This window comes from Bilifractor sp. HCP3S3_D3, assembly GCF_052063915.1.
Taxonomy (GTDB): Bacteria; Bacillota; Clostridia; order Lachnospirales; family Lachnospiraceae; genus Bilifractor.
This window is the reverse complement of the sequence record NZ_JBQHWP010000005.1, coordinates 94,104-115,548: the sequence shown is the minus strand read 5'-3', so window position 1 is coordinate 115,548 and position 21,445 is coordinate 94,104. Positions and strand designations below refer to the sequence as shown.

The 21,445-nt window shown below is 49.6% G+C and carries 17 protein-coding genes and 2 tRNA genes; 2 read left to right on the top strand and 17 right to left on the bottom strand.

The genetic code is table 11. The features are described 5' to 3' along the window. Window positions 1–121: 121 nt before the first annotated feature. The 6 genes from ACTNDI_RS04505 to ACTNDI_RS04480 form a co-directional block, all read right to left on the bottom strand. Window positions 122–1,795, bottom strand: a complete 1,674-nt coding sequence (locus tag ACTNDI_RS04505) for a VanW family protein (RefSeq protein WP_441099562.1) — start codon at window positions 1,793–1,795, stop codon at window positions 122–124. Window positions 1,796–1,858: 63 nt separating this feature from the next. Beyond that, on the bottom strand, window positions 1,859–2,824 hold the full coding sequence (locus ACTNDI_RS04500; protein WP_441099561.1) for a PfkB family carbohydrate kinase: 966 nt from the start codon (window positions 2,822–2,824) through the stop codon (window positions 1,859–1,861). A 348-nt stretch (window positions 2,825–3,172) separates the two neighbouring features. Continuing rightward, window positions 3,173–3,244: transfer RNA gene (locus tag ACTNDI_RS04495), tRNA-Gly, on the bottom strand. Between the two features lie 119 nt (window positions 3,245–3,363). Next, window positions 3,364–4,134, bottom strand: a complete 771-nt coding sequence (locus ACTNDI_RS04490) for a nitroreductase family protein (protein ID WP_441099560.1) — start codon at window positions 4,132–4,134, stop codon at window positions 3,364–3,366. A 235-nt stretch (window positions 4,135–4,369) separates the two neighbouring features. Continuing rightward, window positions 4,370–5,632 carry a 23S rRNA (uracil(1939)-C(5))-methyltransferase RlmD gene (gene rlmD, locus ACTNDI_RS04485; RefSeq protein ID WP_441099559.1) on the bottom strand — a complete coding sequence of 421 codons (1,263 nt, stop codon included), beginning with the start codon at window positions 5,630–5,632 and terminating at the stop codon, window positions 4,370–4,372. 151 nt (window positions 5,633–5,783) lie between these two features. Beyond that, complete coding sequence (locus tag ACTNDI_RS04480) at window positions 5,784–6,650, bottom strand: putative manganese transporter (RefSeq protein WP_441099558.1); 867 nt, start codon at window positions 6,648–6,650, stop codon at window positions 5,784–5,786. Window positions 6,651–6,949: 299 nt separating this feature from the next. On the opposite strand from ACTNDI_RS04480, the gene ACTNDI_RS04475 reads away from it, so the two are divergent. Both ACTNDI_RS04475 and ACTNDI_RS04470 read left to right on the top strand, forming a co-directional pair. After that, complete coding sequence (locus tag ACTNDI_RS04475) at window positions 6,950–8,278, top strand: MBOAT family O-acyltransferase (protein ID WP_441099557.1); 1,329 nt, start codon at window positions 6,950–6,952, stop codon at window positions 8,276–8,278. A 100-nt stretch (window positions 8,279–8,378) separates the two neighbouring features. Then, window positions 8,379–9,866 (top strand): DHHW family protein, encoded by a 1,488-nt coding sequence (locus ACTNDI_RS04470; protein ID WP_441099556.1) that lies wholly within the window; start codon window positions 8,379–8,381, stop codon window positions 9,864–9,866. 171 nt (window positions 9,867–10,037) lie between these two features. On the opposite strand, the gene sdaAA is transcribed toward ACTNDI_RS04470, so the two are convergent. The 11 genes from sdaAA to ACTNDI_RS04415 all read right to left on the bottom strand — a co-directional run bounded on the left by sdaAA (window position 10,038) and on the right by ACTNDI_RS04415 (window position 21,365). After that, the gene (gene sdaAA, locus ACTNDI_RS04465; RefSeq protein ID WP_441099555.1) at window positions 10,038–10,907 is read right to left on the bottom strand and encodes an L-serine ammonia-lyase, iron-sulfur-dependent, subunit alpha; all 870 of its coding nucleotides are present in this window, start codon (window positions 10,905–10,907) and stop codon (window positions 10,038–10,040) included. 90 nt (window positions 10,908–10,997) lie between these two features. Beyond that, entirely contained in the window at window positions 10,998–11,669 is a 672-nt protein-coding gene (gene sdaAB, locus ACTNDI_RS04460; protein WP_441099554.1) for an L-serine ammonia-lyase, iron-sulfur-dependent subunit beta, read from the bottom strand. Between the two features lie 147 nt (window positions 11,670–11,816). Beyond that, a complete protein-coding gene (gene metA / locus ACTNDI_RS04455; RefSeq protein WP_441099553.1) occupies window positions 11,817–12,743 on the bottom strand; it encodes a homoserine O-acetyltransferase MetA in 927 nt (308 codons plus the stop codon). Window positions 12,744–12,855: 112 nt separating this feature from the next. After that, window positions 12,856–14,859 (bottom strand): NAD-dependent DNA ligase LigA, encoded by a 2,004-nt coding sequence (gene ligA, locus ACTNDI_RS04450; RefSeq protein ID WP_441099552.1) that lies wholly within the window; start codon window positions 14,857–14,859, stop codon window positions 12,856–12,858. 115 nt (window positions 14,860–14,974) lie between these two features. After that, window positions 14,975–15,715 (bottom strand): pseudouridine synthase, encoded by a 741-nt coding sequence (locus ACTNDI_RS04445; protein ID WP_441099551.1) that lies wholly within the window; start codon window positions 15,713–15,715, stop codon window positions 14,975–14,977. 148 nt (window positions 15,716–15,863) lie between these two features. Then, window positions 15,864–16,721 carry a hypothetical protein gene (locus tag ACTNDI_RS04440; RefSeq protein WP_441099550.1) on the bottom strand — a complete coding sequence of 286 codons (858 nt, stop codon included), beginning with the start codon at window positions 16,719–16,721 and terminating at the stop codon, window positions 15,864–15,866. A 218-nt stretch (window positions 16,722–16,939) separates the two neighbouring features. Continuing rightward, window positions 16,940–17,012: transfer RNA gene (locus tag ACTNDI_RS04435), tRNA-Arg, on the bottom strand. 552 nt (window positions 17,013–17,564) lie between these two features. Beyond that, window positions 17,565–18,449 (bottom strand): DUF5688 family protein, encoded by an 885-nt coding sequence (locus ACTNDI_RS04430; RefSeq protein ID WP_441099549.1) that lies wholly within the window; start codon window positions 18,447–18,449, stop codon window positions 17,565–17,567. Between the two features lie 336 nt (window positions 18,450–18,785). Next, entirely contained in the window at window positions 18,786–19,349 is a 564-nt protein-coding gene (gene efp / locus ACTNDI_RS04425; protein WP_441099548.1) for an elongation factor P, read from the bottom strand. A gap of 80 nt (window positions 19,350–19,429) precedes the next feature. Next, window positions 19,430–19,999: a YqeG family HAD IIIA-type phosphatase gene (locus ACTNDI_RS04420; RefSeq protein WP_441099547.1), complete on the bottom strand. Its 570-nt coding sequence runs from the start codon at window positions 19,997–19,999 to the stop codon at window positions 19,430–19,432. A gap of 4 nt (window positions 20,000–20,003) precedes the next feature. Further along, a complete protein-coding gene (locus ACTNDI_RS04415) occupies window positions 20,004–21,365 on the bottom strand; it encodes a citrate/2-methylcitrate synthase (RefSeq protein ID WP_441099546.1) in 1,362 nt (453 codons plus the stop codon). Window positions 21,366–21,445 lie beyond the last annotated feature (80 nt).

Sequence of the window (21,445 nt, the reverse complement as noted above, 5' to 3'; positions counted from 1 at the left end):
CTCAAAATTTCTGTACCCGATGCTTTCGATTCCTGTAAGCAGTCTGACCGGCCATTTCTGACACTTCCACAGTCCGGCCTCTGGCACTGCACCGGATACTGTAGGAATGAAGGTACATTGTTCAATTCTCGATCACATCACTCTCAACAATCGAACCATTGCCGACCGCTGACTGTATCGTTGCCAGATCACCTGTCGCGATGGCTGCCTGAATAGCCTGCAGCGTCTCACTGTCAGCGTTTTCTGTACCGATTGTATAGGTGAACGGCATCATCGAATAGCTGCTGCGATTTACCAGTTCTTCCGAATCAAGCTGCCCGTTGATGTAGATTTCCTTGTAGAGCTCGGCCTCGACGCCCTGTATACCTCCGGATACCGTAATGCTTCCGTACGGTTCGGAGCTGTCGGTCTCGTATTCCGTCTCCACATCCGTCGTGCTGATCGTCCTGCTCTCGAAAGATATCGTCCGGTCAGCATCTCTCGTCTCCTGACCGTAAATATTGAAGGTCAGATAGCCGTTTTTTGTCACCGCCTGGATATAGATCGGCGCGGATGTATTATTCTCAAAGCGGAAGTCCATCAGTCCCTCGGAAATCGACGCATCCAATCCTGGTTCGACATATGATACCAGATAGGAGTGGTTATGCCGTTCCGTCACCTTGAGCTCAGCTGCCAGAACCGCGTCGTAGAGCGTCGTCGTTGTCTGACACACTCCTCCTCCATAAGACTCTACAACTTTGCCGTTTTCATAGGTGTCACCCGGCAGGAATCCATATTCCTTTGTGGTAGGGCCGATGACCTTCTCCGCGGAAAACTCTTCGCCCGGATACAATACCGTTCCGTTGATATGCTCCGCAGCAAGCCTCACATTGGTATCATGGTTCGTATCCCCGGTCTGAAAACCGGTCGTAGCGCTTCCCAGAAGATCTGTAATCTTCGAAAGCTCTGCGGACTTGTCCGCATATTCGGTTGTGCTGTACTCCAGTGTAATGCCGCCCTCACCGCCGTGCCAGTCGCTGGCAAAATAGTCCATGATTTTCTGAACCGATGCCTTATTGTTCAGTGCTACTCCGGCCTTCCCGGGTGTGAGCGTAAAGGTGTTGTCATCGTTTAAGACAACGCCGTTTGACTGCGGGCTGCAGTTCAGTGCATTGGCATTTTTCGCGAGCACCGTGCTGACATTAGACCGGGACACCGCAAAATCCAGGTCGAGAACAATCGGTCCGTCCTTTTCAAGCTGCCTCTCCGCCAGAAAACGTTTGAAGATGTTGCCCTTTTTACCGATCGACAATGCCTCATCGACGACATCTTTATTCGTATATGTAAGCCCGAGCGCTCCGGCCGTTGTCCGCACCTGATTGTCTCCTGCGTGCAGAACAATGACATCATCCGAGAGCTCCTTCAGCCTTGTCTCGACAGCCTTTTCCATCTGACTTCGCGTCATATTTGTCACATTGATGTTGTCGATATAGATTCCGTATTTCTTCTGATTGCCATTTCCGGAATTGTCATTTCCGGAAGAAACGGACCGGATTGCTGTTCCCGAGGAGGAAGCTGTCACCGCCTCTGTTCCCTGCAGATTTTCAGCCGAAGACGAAGAAACGGCCACCGCATTTAAGGTGTCCGCTCCCGTCTCCCCTGTATTGTCTGTATTCTCCGCAGCCATCGCCGGGAGAACAAGTGTGACAATCATCAGAAGTGCCAGAATGATGGCGATCACGCCGGCAATCAGCCGGCGTTTCCGCTCCATCCTTTCCCTTCTGTCTGTTTTCTTATGTTCGGTTTTTCTACTCATTCGCACACGCAGTCTTCTGAAAATGAAATGTAATTGTCTGCATCAGATGAAAAGGCAGCCGCATTAGAATTTATCCAGCTTCAGGTTAAAGATCTGCAAAACATCTTTCTTTTCGGGCATTGCGGGAATCGCGCCGCGCTTTTCCACGCAGAGACCGGCTACAATGTTCGCAAATCTTATGAACTCTGCCGCCTGCTCCTGATCGAGATCCTCCGGTCTGATCTTGAACTCGGCAAATCTTGAGAGAAGGCCTCCCCAGAAGGAATCTCCCGCGCCTGTCGTATCGACAACCTTTCTGGTCTGAGAAGGTGCCTTTACCACAAAATTCTTCGTGCGGAGCATCGCTCCGTCCTTACCGAGAGTTACCACGACGCACTTCACTCCTTCATCCAGAAGTGCTCCGGCAGCATCATACGGATCCTCGATATCCGTCAGAAGCTTTGTCTCCTCATCAGACAGCTTCATAATATCCACATACTTCACCACGGAACGCATCTGAGCCTTGGCTTCTTCCTCGCTCTTCCACAGCGGCGCACGGTAATTCGGATCATAGGATATGATCGCTCCTGCCTTCTTTGCCTGCTCTACGGCAAAAATTGTCGCGCTCCTTGCAGGTTCATTGGTGAGTGACAGGGACCCGAAATGGAAGATCCGTGTCTGGTTGATAATGTCCATATTGACCTCGTCCGAGCGGATCATGGTGTCAGCTCCGGGCTTTCTGGCAAACGAAAATTCACGGTCACCGTCATGAAGCGTCACAAACGCAAGCGTTGTGAAATAATCAGGGTCAATTCTCAGTCCCTCTGTATTGACATGATTCTCGTCCAGCGTCTTCTTGAGGAGACGTCCGTGCATATCATCTCCGACTTTTCCGATAAAGGCGGTTTTCATGCCAAGCCTGGAAGCCGCAACCAGAACGTTAGCCGGAGCTCCTCCCGGATTCTGCTCAAACAGTGTCCTACCCGCCTCACTGGTGCCGCAAGGCGTAAAATCAATCAGTAATTCACCCATCGCTGTAACGTCGTACATAGAATTCTCTCCTCTCGATATCTGAATTATGAAGCAACATTCATACGATATACCGCACGATAATCTTTCTTGAATAGAATCGACGCGGAAGTGCCTGGTGCGCATTGCTGATAGACAGCACATGCTGTGCCGCTATTCTTTTTTATAATAGCATAAAAAAGAAGAAGCGCATAGACGATTTCGCGCGTTCGCCGTGTTTCACACCGCTTCACGCTCATACCTGTTGTCGTCGCTAATGTTCTTGCCCACTGGTGAGCAAGCTCCCCGTGGGCCAAGAACATTGCGACTGGACTTATACAGTAAAAGAGCTCCGAAGACCTGTATGAAAGGCATCCGGAGCTTTTGAGCAGCGCGAGACGGGATTCGAACCCGCGACCCCAACCTTGGCAAGGTTGTACTCCACCCCTGAGCCACTCGCGCACTTACTTATTTAAATATCAGCTCGTTTCTTCAAAACTGACGATATTGAGGATACAATAACTGTATCCATTTGTCAATAGATAATTTTATTTTTTATCTTCAGGTATTTTATTTTTTCTTCAGGATCTCATGATGGCACTCAGAACATATTGATTGTTCGGAAAGCTCTTCTGTGTGATGTTCTCCAGTCGGATCAGATCTACATCCAGCCAGAGTTCTTCTGCGGTAATCATAATATTGGCGAACATGATTCCGAAGTTTACCTCCTCCCACCGGTACTTCTCCAGATTGTCCGCCTTGTGTTTCTTCGTAAAAACGTGGATCCTGTCGTCGAAAACCACAAATCTCCAGGGCTGAATATTCATCGAGGAGGGAGCATATCTCGCCGCTTCAAGGAGCTGCTTCATCCACGAGCGGGGGACTTCCTTGAACACGCACAGCTCGTCCAGAGGCAGCCTTTTTGCATCCCCCCTGCTTCTGACCGGAGATTCCTTGCTTTTTCCAAAGGCAAGAATTCCGATTAGTTTCATGTTGCCTTTTTGCTGCAGACTGCCCGGAACCGCTGTACTTCCGACGAAGCATGCACCCAGTCCTTTACAGCACAGATACAGATTCATCTGTTCCATGAGGTATCCCATATTCATCTGGCATCGTGCCGTATCCCTCGAATAAAAGAGCATATAGTAAGGCGCCTTTACCCGGTGAAGCTGACGGATATGAAAGGATTTTCTGATGTTTTCACAGATCAGGATATCTGTCTCAAAATCTCCAAGCAGATTGGGCAATTCCGCATAGTGAGAACGGATTTCATTGAGCAGGCCCTCCTGCAGCGGCTCAAATATATATTTATGAACGGATTTTCTTACAAATATTGCTTCGTACAGATTCATGCCCATCACCCTGAACAAATAACCAAAAATATTATATGTAACATAATTGTAACATATTAATTTATAAATTCAAGGGCAGACATGATTTTTTAAATGTCGGGCAGACATCATTATTTTCAATGTCAGTCACCTGTGGCAGCTGCGAGAATTGCCAATACCTTAAAATTGCGGGAGGGCGAAGCACAGGGCTATCCTCAGCCCATACAGGATATTGCGTTGTTTTTAGCATGGTGTTTTACTGCTGCAGTGCCACCACGGTTTCTATTGATCCGCTCCACGCAAACATATCCACCGGATATGCCTCACCTGCACGGTAACCGTGTTTTCTGAAATACCGCAGATCTCTGGCAAGAGTCTCCGGGTTGCACGAGATATACACAATCCGTTCCGGCTTCATGGAGGATACAGCATCTATGAAGGTCTCGGTACTGCCCGATCTGGGAGGATCCATGAACAGGACATCCACCTTCTCTCCTGCCGCTGCCATCCGCTCCAGAAATCTTCCTGCGTCATCCTGGTAGAACCGGATATTCCGGACTCCGTTCATTCGTGCGTTATACCTGGCGTCACGCACGGCATCCGCATTCAGCTCCACGCACGTAACTTCGCTCGCGCTGCCCGACGCCGCGATTCCGATCGTCCCGATCCCGGAGTAGGCGTCAAAAACCTTCTCCCTTCCAGTCAAAGCAGCCAGCTCAATTGCCTTCCTGTAGAGCACCTCTGTCTGAATCGAATTGATCTGATAGAAGGAAGACGGAGAGATCCGGAATTTCTTCCCGCACAGAATGTCCTCGATATATCCCTTTCCATAAAGGACAATATTCCTCTCCCCGAGAACCATGCTCGTATTTTTTTCATTGAGATTCAGCACGATTGATGTAATCTCCGGGTGCTCCTTCCGGAGAGCCTTTACAAAATTATTCTTCGAGGGAAAAATCGGAGATGTCACTACCAGAGTCACCAGAATCTGACCGGTCTTATGTCCGACCCGCACCATTACATGGCGGAGCAGTCCATATCCGGAATTCTCATTGTAGATGGTGATCCGGAAAGAAGGTGCCAGTCTCCGGATCGTCCCGATGATGCGGTCGGCTCTCTGGTCTTCGATCAGGCATCTCTCGACCGGAACGACATGATGTGTTCCCGCCTCATAAACTCCGGATACGATGCTCCCGTCCCTCTTTCTCTGAAATGCAGCATTAACTTTATTTCTGTAAAAATAAGGATAGGACATACCGACAATCTTCTCTGTCCGGGCAAGTCCCTCCAGTTCTTTTCTCACCCGGTTTTCCTTTACTCTCAGCTGCTCTTCATATGTAACACTTCTGAACTCGCAGCCTCCGCATTTCCTGTAAACCGGGCATTTCAGAAAATCCGCCTCGTCTGTCTGCGGTTCTGCATCTTTTTGATTCATCTTTGCAGCCGCCTTCTGGCCTCTCAGATATGGCTTCTGATTCTCTGGATTCCGGTCTTTCTTATTTATTTTCTGATTCTTCATAGCAGCTTCTTTCTGTGTACGATACCATCTCTGCACTTCACTTCAGGCGCAGATGACAACGCAGCCGTTTCCCGGTATTGATGATGTTTTCCGATATTACTAAGGTTTCTCCATGCAACTGACGTTTCTCAAACGGCAGCCGGTTCGCGTCTCAGAAGACGATCCCGAGCCGGTCGATCACAAGCCCCCAGAATACGCCAATGAGATAGAGCGCAATTGTGATTTTGATATTATCCTTCATATGCCTGCGGTCCGAGCGGAACAGAATCAGAAGCCCGACGCCGGCGCCAATCAACAGGCCGGTCATCATCTGACCGGAGGTCAGGATTCCCTTCAGATAGAGCTCGGTAATTGTGACGGAAGCCCCGCAGTTCGGAATCAGACCGATCAGTCCGGAAAGTGCTACACCCAGCAAAGGTTCCCCCGACAGAAAGGCACCGACTCTTTCTTCTCCGATTCCTTCAATTGCAAACCCCGCCAGAAAGGTGATAATCAGGATGAAGATGGTAATCTCTATCGTATGCAGGAAAGCCGATAGAAAAATATTTCCCTCCTCGCAGTGGCAGTTGTCCTGCTCGCAGAGATCATGAATGTGACGGTCCGTCCGCGGATGTTTTCTCCGATAGACCCGGAGAAAGGCATCAACAATCAGACCGGAAATCGCGCCCAGAATGATCTTTGTCCCGATCACAGATACAATCGTCTTGATATTTACCTGCTCCGAGATAAAGATGGGAAGCATTTCATCAGACGTTGAGAGAAAAACGGCGAGCAGCGTTCCAACGGTGATCACCCCGCCGGAGTACATGCTTGCCGCGGCTGCAGAAAATCCGCACTGCGGAATTACTCCGGTGGCAGCGCCGACGATTGGTCCGAGACGACGCGCACGCTGAAGCATGGAGATGGTTTTCTCCTGTGCTCTTTCCTCCAGCCATTCCATCAGGAGATACGTGATATACAGAAATGGAATCAGTTTCAGTGTATCAGTCAATGTATCTTTCAGTACATCCAGCAGCATGATATCCTCCGTTGTCTACTTGACACATATCTGTTTCCATCATAAACTAGCAATGCGGAAAAACCGCCGATGGAAACGCAATTTTCATGCCCTCCAAGAGGGCATCCGCAACTCATATGACACAGCACATGGATTAAGATATGATCAGGTGATTTATGACATTTTCCAGTATGTTTTTTATCCTCGGCTTCCTGCCGGCATTTTTTCTAATTTATAAGATATTTCCGAAGCAGTCAAGTAGAAACGTCATACTGCTTCTTTTTTCTATCCTCTTCTATCTGTTCGGCGGCCTTCGGTTCTTGATTCTTCTGATTGCTGAGGCGTTCATCGGATGGGTCTTCGGTCTCCGGATTGAAAAATCCGCTGGAAAAAAAAGACTGCAAAGCGGTCTTCTGGCGATATCGGTTCTGATTTTTCTTGCGATCCTCGGCGGCTTCAAGTACACGGATTTTGTATTTTCGAATCTCAACGAGGCTTTCGGAGCCAGACTGACTGTGCCCTCTGTCGCTCTTCCGCTCGGCATCTCCTTCTATACATTTAAGCTGATTTCCTACGCTGCAGATGTGTATCATGATAGAGTATCTGCTCAGAAAAGCTTTCCGGTTTTTCTCACCTACGTGATCTGTTTTCATACCATTCTGCAGGGACCGATTGTCCGTTACACGGATATGCGAAAGGAGCTTGATCACCGCATCATGGACCGCCGCACCTTCTCCGAAGGTATGTACCGGTTTTCTCTTGGTCTTGCCAAGAAAACCATTCTGGCGGATCATATGGGAACACTCGCCAATCAGCTTTTTCCGGCCTCACGGGGAATCGCAGCGGTTTCCCCCGCCTCTGCCATCCTCGGCTCAATATGCTTTACCCTTCAGATGTATCTGGATTTCTCCGCGTACTCGGACATGGCGATCGGCCTTGGCAGGGCTGTCGGATTTCACTATAAGGAGAACTTTAACTATCCCTATATTGCCACATCTGTTAAGGATTTCTGGCGCCGCTGGCATATCTCACTGTCTTCATTTTTCCGGGACTACGTCTACATCCCGCTTGGCGGAAACCGCAGAGGCTTTGCCAGACAGACCTTCAATCTCCTGGCAGTCTGGCTTCTCACCGGTCTGTGGCATGGCGCGGACTGGAACTTCATCCTGTGGGGACTCTATTATTTTGTGTTTATTTTTCTCGAAAACCTTGTCGCCCGGCTTCGAAAAGGCAGAGCAGAGAACAGCGATGACACCAGCCATGCCGCGCCGTCGATTCCCGCCAGAATTCTCGGACATCTGTATACGATTCTGGTGTTCAATTTCGGATGGGTTATTTTCCGGTTCACAGACTTCAAACAACTGAAGACAGCGCTATCTCATTTTCTGAACTGGTCCTCGGGCTGGCAGGATGTCTCCATTCTTCTCACGGTGAAGAACAACCTGTTCATCCTGATACTCTGTGTTCTGGTATCAACCCCGCTGTTTTCCACTCTCTCCCATCGGGCAGAGATCCGCATGCAGGAAAAACGTGTGTCCAAAAATGGCTTCTATGCCGTACGGCTTGCCTTCGCCGGTATCTGTTTTGTACTGGCGATCTGCGCACTTGCGGGAGCGACTTATCATCCCTTCCTGTATAACCAGTTCTGAGAGGCTTGCATTCATGACGAATCATCTGAAAGACTTGCATTCATAACGAATCATCTGAGAGACATGCATTCATGACGAATCATCTGAGAGGCTTGCATTCATGAAAAATCAAAAGAAAAAAGGAAAAGAAAAAGATATACATAACTATCTCAAAAAGAACGTCCGCTGTCTCAGGCGCTGGCAGAAGCTGTACTGTGCAGCCTTCTGCGTCGGCTTCGGCGTGTTCGGCATTCTCGGTCTCAATATGGATCTTCGCCCGAAAATCTCTCTTCTGGAAAAAAGAACCCTTGCGAAGTTTCCTCAGGTTTCTTTCTCCGGCATCTGGAACGGAGATTTTTTCGATGAACTCGTGACCTGGTACTCCGACACCTATCCGACACGGGACGCCATGCTGACCGTAGACTCAGAGATTGAGAACTGGTACGGAATCCGCGGAACCGCTCTATACGGAACCGCATCGGGCTCAGCTGCGGATGCGATCCCGGACACATCCTCGGTCAGCCTCGCCCCGATTGTGGAGCAGAGCTCAAACGAGGAAAACATCACCAATGATCATTCCATCTCCTCCGATTCCCTTTCATCAACACAAAGCCGGTCATCTTCCGCTTCTTCCGCAGACGCCGGATCATCCCGTCCAACCGACACTCCTTCCACAGCGGCACAATCCACGGAGAAGGACGGGACCATTCACGAAGTACCGGACGCGGTCGGTCAGGTCTACATCACCGGAGACCGCGGATTTGATATTTACTATTTTAATCAGGAAAATGTGGATGCTTATGCCTCAATGATCAACACGGTAAAATCCCGCGTCGGTCAGCAGGTGAACCTTTACGATATGATTATTCCGACCGGATTCGGTGTGGATCTCAGTGAAGACGTTCAGAAATCTCTCGGAGGATCCAGTCAGAAGGACGCCATCAGTTATGCCTACGACCGGATGGATCCCTCTGTGAAAAAGGTTTCGGTATTTGATACCCTTGTCAGCCACAACTCCGAGTATCTGTATTTCCGGACTGACCACCACTGGACCTCACTCGGCGCATACTATGCGTATCAGGAGTTCTGTAAGGCGAAGGGAATTACTGCACATAAAACCAGTGATCTTCAGGAGAAGGATTTTCCCGGCTTCATCGGCACCTACTATTCTCTGAGCAACCAGTCCTCTGCTCTTGGGAATAATCCTGACACTGTACAGGCATGGATTCCGAACGGAACAAACGAGATGACGTACACCGATCAGAACGGAAACTCATATTCGTATCCGATTGTGGCGGATGCAAGCACCTTTTCATCAGAGAATAAATATCTCGCCTTTATCGCAGGCGATCAGCCCTATGAGGAAATTCATAATCCGGCAATTACCGACGGTTCCTCCTGTCTCATTCTGAAAGAATCCTTTGGAAACTGCTTTGTGCCGTGGCTGGTAGATCATTATCAAAACCTGTATGTCATTGATTACCGCTATTACAACGGCAATCTGACACAGTTCGTACCGGATCATCAGATACAGGATGTCATCTTCCTCAACAATACCGAAGCGGTCACTGCAGACCGGGCAGCGATGATGCTCAATCTGTTCCCGTGAATGCCTGATTTCGTATTTCTGTGCATTCACCGGATCTCGCCATTGTACCATCCTGAAAGAATATAAGCTGTCTGCTTCACCTTTCCTTCGATTTCAAGATTTCATACAGGTGCGTGGCTAACCGGAAAGAATGCAAATTGTCTGCTCCTGCATTTCATATGCACTCAGATCTCAGATACCATGCAGACGTTCTCTGATCTTCTGCCCCTCCGGAGTTGCAGCAAGCCCGCCTCTTCCGGTCTCCCTGAGCTCGGAAGGAAGGCTTCTCCCGATACTCTTCATCGCGTCTATCACCTCATCCGGCGGAATACGGCTTCGGATTCCCGCCATGGCGAGGTCGGCGGATGAAACGGCATTCAATGCTCCGATGACATTCCGCTTCACGCACGGCACCTCTACAAGCCCTGCAACCGGATCACAGACGAGCCCGAGAAGTGAGCTCAGAGCGATTGCGCTTCCATGGATAATTGCCTCTGACGAGCCTTCAAGCAGATATACAGCCGCGCCGGAGGCCATCGCGGAGGCGGATCCGATCTCCGCCTGACAGCCGCCTTCGGCACCGGCAAGGCAGGCTCTCAGTGCGATGACTCCTCCGATTCCCGAAGCTACATACAGAGATTCCACCATTTTTCGATCCGGAAAGTGGTATTTTTCCTGCATCGATATCAGGACTGCCGGTACAACACCGCATGATCCCGCCGTCGGTGCCGCTACAATCCGCTTCATACAGGCATTTGACTCTGCCACCCTCAGCGCCCGTTCCATAACCTTTCCGCAAAAACCTCCGACGATGCTCTCCCCGCCCTCATGATACCGGCGCAGCTTCTGTGCGTCAGTTCCGACCAGGCCGCTCGCGGAATACAGATCCGGATCATAGTTGGTATCCGAATCCCGCATCGCGGTGTAGATTTCCTCCATTTTTTCCATGGATCCCTCTTCTGAAATTCCTTCCTCTCTGCAATCGTCGAGAATGACTGCCTTCCAGAACGGAATCTGCTGTTCACTGCAAACCTTTGCAATCTCTTCTAGTGAATGATACAAACTTCTCCTCCCCTTGCCTATGCACGAATCTGCTGCCCTGCATCCGAGCGTTCTCTGTTCTCTATTTCATCCGGAGACGGGATAACACTCTTAATCCCCCTCCTGCAGACTGTAATAAGTTACCTTCTCGATCCCCTCCAGATGTTCCAGCCATTTCAGCGACTCACGCGGAATTTCCTGGTCGCATTCAATGACCATCACCGCATGGCCGCCTCTTCCCGAGCGATAGAGCTGCATCGTCGCGATATTCACGGACTTATGCTCCAGCATACTGGTCACCTCTGCTACATGGCCGGGCTGATCCAGGTTGTGAACGATCAGTGTCGGAAGATCTCCGCTGAAGTTTGCCTCCAGTCCATCGATCCGGTTAATCATGATCCTTCCGCCACCGATCGAAGACGCCTGAACCTCCAGCTTCCGTCCGCTCTCCGACGTCAGATTCAGAAGAACCGAATTCGGATGTGCGTCTTCTCCCAGATCGATCGCTCCGAAACGGTATCTCAGTCCCTCCTCTTCTGCAATCCGGAAGCTGTCCGGAATCCGGCTGTCATCCACCGCGAAACCCATCAGGCCGGCGACCAATGCCTTGTCGGTTCCGTGTCCCTTACCTGTCGCCAGAAATGATCCGTGCAGCAGAATCTCCGCATCGGTGATTTTCTCTCCGGTCAGCTTCCGGCAGACATTTCCGATCTTCACAGCGCCTGCGGTATGAGAGCTGGAAGGTCCTACCATCACGGGCCCTGTAATATCAAAGATGTTCATTTCCTTCCTCCTGTCTGTGTGATGCTGTGAACATCTGATCCTGTCTCATGTTCTGCGTCATGATAAACAGTAATCCGTTCTTATATATACAAAAAAGCACGGGAAATGATGCAGCAATAGCAATCACTGCATTCCCGTGCTCCTCCGTTATCTGAAATCCGGGGTGCCGTACATATCGTACGGTGTTACCTGATATACATAATAATTGATCCAATTCGCGTAAAGAGCCGCAGACGTCGCCCTCCAGGTCAGCAACGGCTTCTTCTCCGGGTCATCGTCCGGATAATAGTTCTCCGGCATGGCGATATCCATTCCTTTTGCCAGATCCCGCTTATACTCCCGGTCAAGGGTCATACGGTCATACTCCGGATGTCCCTGTACGAAGACCTTCCTTCCGTCGTCTGCCATTCCAAGGAAAAAACCGGCCTCATCCGAATCCGTGAGAACGGTAATCTCCGGGTGATGCTGAAGTTCATCCATCGGAATTTCGGTGTGACGGGAATGCGGGCAAAGGAACACATCATCAAAGCCTCTGACCAGCGGAATCTTGCGCTTATGAATCTGATGCTCGAAGAGGCCGAACATCTTGTGGTCGAGAAGCCTTTTCTGAATCCCGTAGAAATGATACATCGCCGCCTGTGCGCCCCAGCACTGATACATGGTTGAAGTCACATGCTTTTCAGACCAGTCCATGATCTCACAGAGTTCATCCCAGTAATCTACTTCTTCAAACTCCATCAGCTCAACCGGCGCGCCGGTCACAATCATCCCGTCATAATACTCTCTGCAGATATCCTCAAACGTCACATAAAACTTCTGAATATGACTGATCGAAGTATTCTTCACGTGATGAGAGGCAGGAACCATGAAGGTAATATCAATCTGAAGCGGTGAATTTGACAGACAGCGGAGAAGCTGAAGCTCCGTATCTTCCTTCAGCGGCATCAGATTCAAAATCAGGATCTGCAGTGGACGGATGTCCTGGTGTATTGCGCGGTCCTCATCCATGACAAATATATTCTCTTTTTCAAGAACCTCCTTGACGGGAATATCATTCTGAATCTTAATAGGCATATGGAATCCTCTTTTCGTATATACAATTGCTGCATCCTGCGTCCACAGGGCTATAGCGATTACATTTTCTGGCAGTCATATGCGTATATTATACGCTTTCTCCATATAACGTTCAAGACAGCATCGCGAGCAGTCCCGCCTCATCGATGACAGGAACACCGAGCGCCTGTGCCTTCTCCAGTTTGCTTCCCGCGGCTTCTCCGGCTACCAGATAGCTCGTCTTCCTGGATACGGAACCTGTGCATTTTCCGCCGTTTTTCTCAATCAGGGCCTTTGCCTCTGCCCTTCCGAGGGTCGGGAGTGTTCCGGTCACTACGATGGTGAGACCGGCAAGCTTGTCCGTGGTATCTTCTTTCTCCATTTCCATTTTTAGGCCATAGTCCGAAAGTCTGTTCAGGATCTTCTGATTCTCTTCGTTTGAGAAGAAGTTCACAATATCCCGCGCTGTCGTTTCGCCGATATCCGGAATCTGTACAAGGTCATCTTCTGTTGCTACCTCCAGTTCCCTGATGCTCCGGTAATGCTTCATCAGTTCGCGGGCTGTTGACCCGCCTACATTGCGGATTCCGAGTGCGGTCAGAAGTCTGACGGGGCTGTTGGATTTGGATTTTTCTATGGCTGCCAGAACCTTATCCGTATTTTTTTCCTTGCCGATAATTCCCTTTTCGATCAGCTCGTCCCGATGCTGCTTCATGCAGTAGATGTCGGCGTAATTCCTGAGATAGTTCTCCTTCACAAGCTCATCCACCAGTGTCTCTCCGAGACCTGTAATATCCATGCAGTTTCTCGAGGTGAAATACGAAATCGTGCGCGTCAGCTGCGCGGGACAGGAGGGATTCACACATCGGATATCGGCCGTATCCTCCTCACGGATCAGCGGCTGTCCGCAGATCGGACAGAAGCGGGAGGCCTGATAGACCTGTTCCGGTTCTGTGATGCATCCCGTCAGTTTCGGAATAATATCTCCGCTCTTCCGGATCTTGTATACGCCTCCGATTCCGATTTTCATATCACGGATATAATCCTGATTGTGCAGCGTAACCCGTGATACGCTGGTTCCGCACAGCCTTGCCGGCTTTCCCGTTTCCTTGTCATATACATGGCCGATGAAGCCGATCTTTCCGGTTCTTCCCACAGTTTCTTCGATGGATTCCATCACGACGGGCCGCTCTTCCGGCGGATATTTATAGGCAATATGCCCTGCGGAATATTTGCTTCCCGCCGGGAAATCCGACCGGTATGCGATCTGATCAATTTTTACAACCGCGCCGTCAATGTCATAGGGAAGCTCGTCCCGCATCTCACCGATGCGTGTGATCGCCTGAAGCACTTCTTCCGGGCTGCTGCACAGCGTGTGACTGACGGTTTCGATCTTTCTCTCCGAGAGCCAGTCCAGCGCTCTGTCGTGACGCTCCATCAGTTCTGCCGGGCCATCCTGCACATTAAAAATAAACATGCGAAGACCACGCTTCTTCGTAATGGAAGGATCGAGCTGCCGAAGGGTTCCCGCCGCCAGATTCCGTGGATTCGCCGCGATTTTCCTGCCGTTTTTTTCCTGTTCTTCATTAAAGCGTTCGAAATCCTCATGGGTCATATAGACCTCTCCGCGAAGCTCAAGATAGTCATAGGGCGCACGGATGGTTTTCTGTACACTCGGAATCACTATGGCATTTGCCGTTACATCCTCGCCGGTGAATCCGTCGCCGCGGGTCTCCGCGGTCTCCAGACGCATAGTTCCTGCTCCGTTACCCCGGTATCGGAGCGTCATCGACAGGCCGTCGATTTTCTGTTCAACGGAAAACTGGGCGTCCGGATGCACAGTCAGCACCTTCTTCACCCACTCCGTGACATCCTCATAGTGAAAAACATCCTCGATCGAAAGCATCGGTACATTGTGGACAATCTTTACGCCCGCTTCCCTTTTTGCGACTCCGCCGATAATCTGAGACGGCGAATCCGGCGTAATCCATTCCGGATGTTCTTCTTCGGCTGCCTTTAATTTCTGCATTAGCTGATCATATTCATAATCCGTTATCTCAGGCTCGTTGCGGTTGTAATACAGATCCATGTGATGCATGATCGTCGTCTTCAGTTCATTATACTCATCAAAACTCATTTCTCACCTGTTCCTCCGGGATAATCCCTGTCCATACCTGCCGTTCCTGCCTGTTTCTCGGGAATCCTTCCGCCTGTCCATGCATGACGCCCCTTCCCGGTTCTGCGCGATCATTTTACCTGACCATGTCTGCCGTTCCTGCCCGTTTCTCCGGAATAGCCCCATTCAGTGTTGCTTTCAGCTCGCGGATCTCATCCGGCGTCATCTCATCCAGATCACCCGGCTTCATCTCTCCGATCCGCACATTGACGACCCGGATACGCTTTAGGCTTTGAACGCCGTATCCGCAGTACTTGCACATGCGGCGGATCTGCCGGTTCAGCCCCTGGGTCAGAATGATCCGGAAACTGCGCCTTCCCGTCTGTTTCACCCGACACGGTCTTGTCGTAACCCCCAGCTCAGAAAGATAGATGCCCCCGCGCATTCTGTCCAGAAAATCTTCCGTAACATCCCTGCTGACCGTTACTTCGTATTCCTTTTCATGGAAATTCCGCGCTGTCATCATTTCCTGGATCAGGTCTCCGTCATCCGTCAGAATCAGGAGGCCCTCGGAATTCTTGTCCAGCCTTCCGGCATAGGTAACACGCCGCGGATACTTCAGATAATTTCCCAGGTTGTTCTTTTCTCTGGATTCGAAGGTACACACAATTCCCGTCGGTTTATAGAACTTCAAATAGATCTTGTCCATCGGCAGAACAGCTCTTTTCCCGTCGAACATGACACGATCTCCCTCTTCTACCTGTGACCCCGGTGCAGCTTTTTTCCCATTGATAGAAACATGACCGGCTTCCACAAGCCGGTCTGCTTCACGGCGCGAACATATTCCGCACTCACTAAGATATTTGTTGATTCTCATAAATTACTCCAAATACAGCCGGCCCGGAGATGACTCGCAAAAAAATCCGGAACCGGCTGTATGAATATATATACGGGTGCTCCGCAGCCACAGCGCGGAGCACCTGACTTTATATATATTCTGGCGCCCCGACCGCGGGGCATTGTCGTTATTGAGTATCTGTCGTTGTGTCAGTGGCTGTATCTGCTGTGCCACTATTTTCCTCTTCCGTTCCGCTGTTTCCTGTGGAATCCGTGCCATTATCCCCGGAGCTATCCTCCGCTGAAGCTGAACCTGCATCTGAACTGCTGTCTGCCGCACTGGAGCCGAGCGTTGAGATATAGTTCTTGAGGTCTTCATTCGCGTTGACAACTGCGTCATACTTGCTCTGAACATCGGCGATCAGCGCCTTTGCGGATTCTGTGGATGCGGCGTCACTCATCGCCTTCTGAATCTCCTCTGAGGAATCATCCGAGATCACAAGCTTGCCGCTGTCATCAGGTGCCACATAAAATTCGGAAAGGCCGGGAATAGTGTCCGCATAGTCCTTGTACTTGTAACTGTATTCCACAAAAGCAATGTAAGTGCCTTCAGAAGGACCCGGGTACGAATATGTCGTAATATTCGAATACGACTCGATCGTTCCGCTGTTTCCGCTGGAAATCAGATCCCCAAAGTATGTCTGAACTGCGGCGTTTACGTCTCCGGAATCCTTCTTAAGTGTGTCCGTACCGGAAGAAGAAGAACTTACAGAAGCTGATCCCGAGCTGACGGCCGGTGTTACGCTGTTGTTCTCAGAAGATGAATCCGCGTCGGACGCGGTTGATGAGACGGACTGAACTGCCTGTCCCGTGGCATTCTGCGGCTGCTCGTTTCTCTTAAGAATCCCACGTACGAGGAAAACAAGCACGATAATGACGACGACGATCGCCGCAATTAGTTCGATATATCTCAGACGGTCCGAAATCCATTCCAGAACAGGATTATATTTACGTTTTGGTTTTCTGTTTCTATTATTTTCTGACATAAAACAGTACTCCTTCTGTGAATTGCGGGAGTGCGCAGTACAGAGCGATCCGAAGCCTGTATGCCTGTAAAACATTTACAGAACTATTGGTGCCGTTCATAACCCTGCTGGTTCCATAAGCTCTTAAAACCGCGCAGCAGACTGCATATCAGTTATCTCCGTTACAGGTATAAGAAAAGCCGGGTAAATGTCAAGACATCTATCCGGCAGTTCCTTCGCGCGTCTGGAGGGATTCGAACCCCCGCCACACGGTACCGGAAACCGTTGCTCTATCCCCTGAGCTACAAACGCATTTCAAATTTCCGCAACAAAAAGATTTTAGCACATAGAACTGCAAATGTCAAATTACTGTATAAGCTCTTCGAAAACGCAGACAGGATCGTCACGCGCGAAGCGTGTGTAAGAGACTGTATGCGATTTCGAAGGCAACAGGTATGAGCACGAAGTGACGCGCGAGCGGCACGGAAGTGCGAATACCTGTAGGATTGCGGGAGTGCGGAGCACGGAGCAATCCGTAGCTTATACAGTATGTGTCACGACTTACTGTATAAGTCCAGTCGCAATGTTCTTGGCCCACGGGGAGCTTGCTCACCAGTGGGCAAGAACATTAGCGACGACAACAGGTATGAGCATGGAGCGGTGCGAAGCAACGCAGGAATGCTCATACCTGTTAGCGGCACGGAAGCTGCGAAGCAGCGAAGTGACGCGGGGACTTATACAGTTTGTGGCATACTGTATCTCGAAAACGCAGACAGGATCGTCACGCGCGAAGCGTGTGTAAGAGACTGTATGCGATTTCGAAGACAACAGGTATTTTTTACTCTTATGGAAAGCACATTTCCGTCACGCCCGATACATTCTCGCTTCGGGCTTCTTGTACAGATACACATGATCCGACAATACATCCTGTTCTTCGACATTCGTCTGATTGATGTCGCAGACCATCCGGTTCAGCTCTGATGTCCGGTAAATCCCGTCATCCGGCAGAATCAGGCATTCATGAATGCTGCTCGGGATGATAAAGTAGTCGCTGTCCAGTCTTTGAGCAATATGATTCGTCACATCCGGAAGCGCAATACACACCGCTCCATACATCCGGGACTGATTCGTCAGGAGATACAGGGGAGTCTCAGGAACCTCCCCCTCGCTGCACCTCAGATCCTCTTCCAGAATTTTTACCAGCGGCTGAAAAAGGATCTCACTATGTTCTGCCGTCGCAGCCATGGCATCCTTCATGACCTGGTCCGCGCTGATTCCCCAGATCTGCAGATGTTCATTCCGGATCTGAATCATGCAATCCGGGTAATCCGGCACGCTCAGATCATATACACACGTTATTGCCAAATCCATCCAGCGCAGATGGGGCACCTCGCAGAGATGCTCCCGGTTCTTCTTCTCACTGATCAAATGACACCGGAGATTCTTCTGCACCTCGTCATAATTCTGAAAAAATCCCGAGGGCAGCTTCCGGTATACACCACTCATTTTCTCACGTTCCTGAAGGATGAGATTCACGATATGCCGAATGGAAACTCCGGTTTCCCACATGTCGTAATAATCTTCCAGGTACTGCATCGGCTGAGGCCGGTCCGTACTGTCCCGCAGAACAAGCGCTCTCCGCCTGACTCCATTGTTTTTGCGGACTTCACAGACTCTTACATCCGTACTGTCAGCAGAGTCCTCCTTCATCTCGTGTACCAGAAGCTGTTCAAACTCATCGTAGCTCATAAAAATTCCTCCTTAAATAAAATTTATGTGTGGAATGTTCTATCTTTTGGGGATTTGTGAAAAGGGATTCCAATACAAAGGGAATCAGAAATGGAAAGGTAGAAAAAAGGCAGAAACCCGGATACGGAACTGAAAAAGAATGAAGAAAGAAAAAATGAAAAAAGAATACAAATAATTTAAAAATTGAGAATTGGATAAGAGAATAAGAATTAATAATATCAGAAGAGAAGTAATAACATCAGAAGAAAAGATAAGCTCCGCGCAGGCAGCATATCTGCCATGCGCGGACACGACTCCGGCTGTCGTCGGGGCAGCAGCGGAATCTATTTATCTGATTCAGACACGTTTGAGGTATTCGCCGGTTCTGGTATCGATCTGGACTTTGTCGCCCTGGTTTACAAACAGCGGTACATTGATCTGTGCTCCGGTCTCAACAGTGGCCGGCTTTGTAGCGCCCTGAGCAGTGTTTCCGGCAAATCCGGGCTCTGTCTCTGTGATCTCAAGCTCGACAAAGAGCGGTGCCTCTACTGCAAATACATTTCCATTGTAGGAATTCAGCTTTACGACCTCATTCTCTTTTACAAACTTCAGAGAATCACCTACCGTCTCGCTGTTTACTGCAATCTGATCAAAGGTCTCGGGATCCATGAAGTAATACAGATCTCCATCATTGTAAAGATACTGCATGTCATGCCGGTCAATTCTCGCTGCCGGGAATTTCTCGGTCGGACGGAATGTCTTCTCTACAACGCCGCCATTAATCACGTCTTTCAGTTTTGTTCTGACGAAGGCTGCTCCCTTGCCCGGTTTTACATGCTGAAACTCAATTACCTGGCAAACTTTTCCTTCGATTTCAAGGGTCATACCATTTCTAAACTCACCAGCTGCTACATCTGCCATGTGATGTTACCTCCTTATTTACCTGCGTGTCATTTTTTGCAATAGACCGTGATTTATTATATATAATTTTTACCTGATTTTCAACATTTTTTTTGGATGCCGTCTGTTCCCCTGTCACGCGCATACGCCTTCAGAACAGGCTTTTCCAAAAACCGCTTCAGCACGATCTGGATCTCCTCCTTCGGATCGATCGGATTGACAAGAATGCAGTACATCCCCGCTCGTCTGGCTCCCCAGACATCTGTAAAGAGCTGGTCTCCGATGAAGATCGTCTTGTCGGTCGGAACCTGAATGATTTCGCAGGCCCTGCAGTATCCCTTCACGGAAGGCTTGTTCGCCATGCAGAGATAATCCGACTCCACGTCAGCCGCAAAGGGAGCAACTCTTGATTTGCGGTTGTTTGAGATCAGGCAGGTCCGGAATCCCATCTCATGAAGCCTGCGAAACAGATCGATTGCCCTTCTGTCAGCAGGCGCGCCGTGCGGGACAAGGGTATTGTCAATATCGAAGGTCACTCCCCGGTATCCTTTTTCATACCAGGAGGCAAAATTGATATGATACGCGGAATCCAGCCATTCATCCGGATAAAATTTCTTCAAAAATCCATGGTTTTTCATTCTGCGTGCGTACCCTTCTCTCTTTCCCTGCATTTTCTTATTTTCTCTCATCGAGAGGAATGTATTCGCCGTTCGGACAGATGTTCATATAAGCCGGACGGATGATCTTATCTACATTGATCAGCTCCTCCAGGCGGTGCGCACTCCATCCGACAATTCTCGCGCAGGCGAAAATCGGTGTATACAGCTCAAGCGGCAGGTCCAGCATGCTGTAGACGAAACCACTATAGAAATCGACATTTGCGCTGACGCCCTTGTAGATATGGCGTTCCTCCGCGATGACCTCCGGAGCAAGCTTCTCTACCATTGAGTACATGATATAATCCTTGTGTCTGCCCTTCTGATCCGCAAGCTTCTCTACGAAGGATTTCAGGATCTGTGCACGGGGATCGGAGATCGAATACACCGCATGTCCCATTCCGTAAATCAGACCCTTTTTGTCAAACGCTTCCTTATGAAGGAGTTTCTTCAGGTATTCCCTGATCTGATCCTCATCAGTCACATCTCTGACATTCTTCTTCAGATCCGCAAACATCTTCACGACCTTGATATTGGCGCCTCCGTGCTTTGGTCCCTTCAATGACCCCAGAGCCGCCGCGATGGTCGAATACGTGTCTGTACCAGAAGAAGTTACTACATGAGTCGTAAAGGTAGAATTATTTCCGCCGCCATGCTCCATATGAAGAACCAGGGCAAGATCCAGAACCTTTGCCTCCAGCTCAGAATATTTTGTGTCCGGACGAAGCATCAGAAGGATATTCTCCGCCGTCGACAGCTTCGGCGACGGATTGTGAATATAGAAGCTTTTCCCCTTGATATAGTGATTATATGCATGATAGCCATATACCGAAAGCATTGGGAAGACAGCAATCAGATTCAGGCACTGACGCAGAACGTTCGGGAGTGAAATATCGTCTGCGTTCTTGTCGTAATAATAAAGCGTCAGGACACTTCTCGAGAGTGTGTTCATCATGTCCTTTGCAGGCGCCTTCATGATGACATCCCGGACAAAATTCTTCGGAAGTGAGCGCTGATTGGCAAGGAGAACGCAGAAATCATCCAGCTCCTCTTTTTTCGGAAGTCTTCCGAAAAGCAGTAGATACGCCGCCTCCTCGAACCCGAAGCGGTTTTCACGGAGGAAGCCCTCCGTAAGATCATGGATGTTGATTCCCCGGTAATATAATTCTCCGGGACAGGGAACCCGGTTACCGTCAATATTTTTAAAGGATACAATATTTGAAATATTGGTCAGACCTGCGCGGACACCCTGACCGTTCACATCACGCAGTCCTTTCTTAACATCATACTCTGCGTAGAGTCCTTTTGCGATTCCTGTATTCTCCTTGCATTCCTCTGCAAGTTCCACAATCTCCGGCGTGACCTTCGTCTGAAAACTCATCCTTTTTACTCCTGTTCTCTGTTGTCATTGATTCATGGAAAACTTTCCCGCAAACCGTTTACCCGCTCTCTGCCATTCCG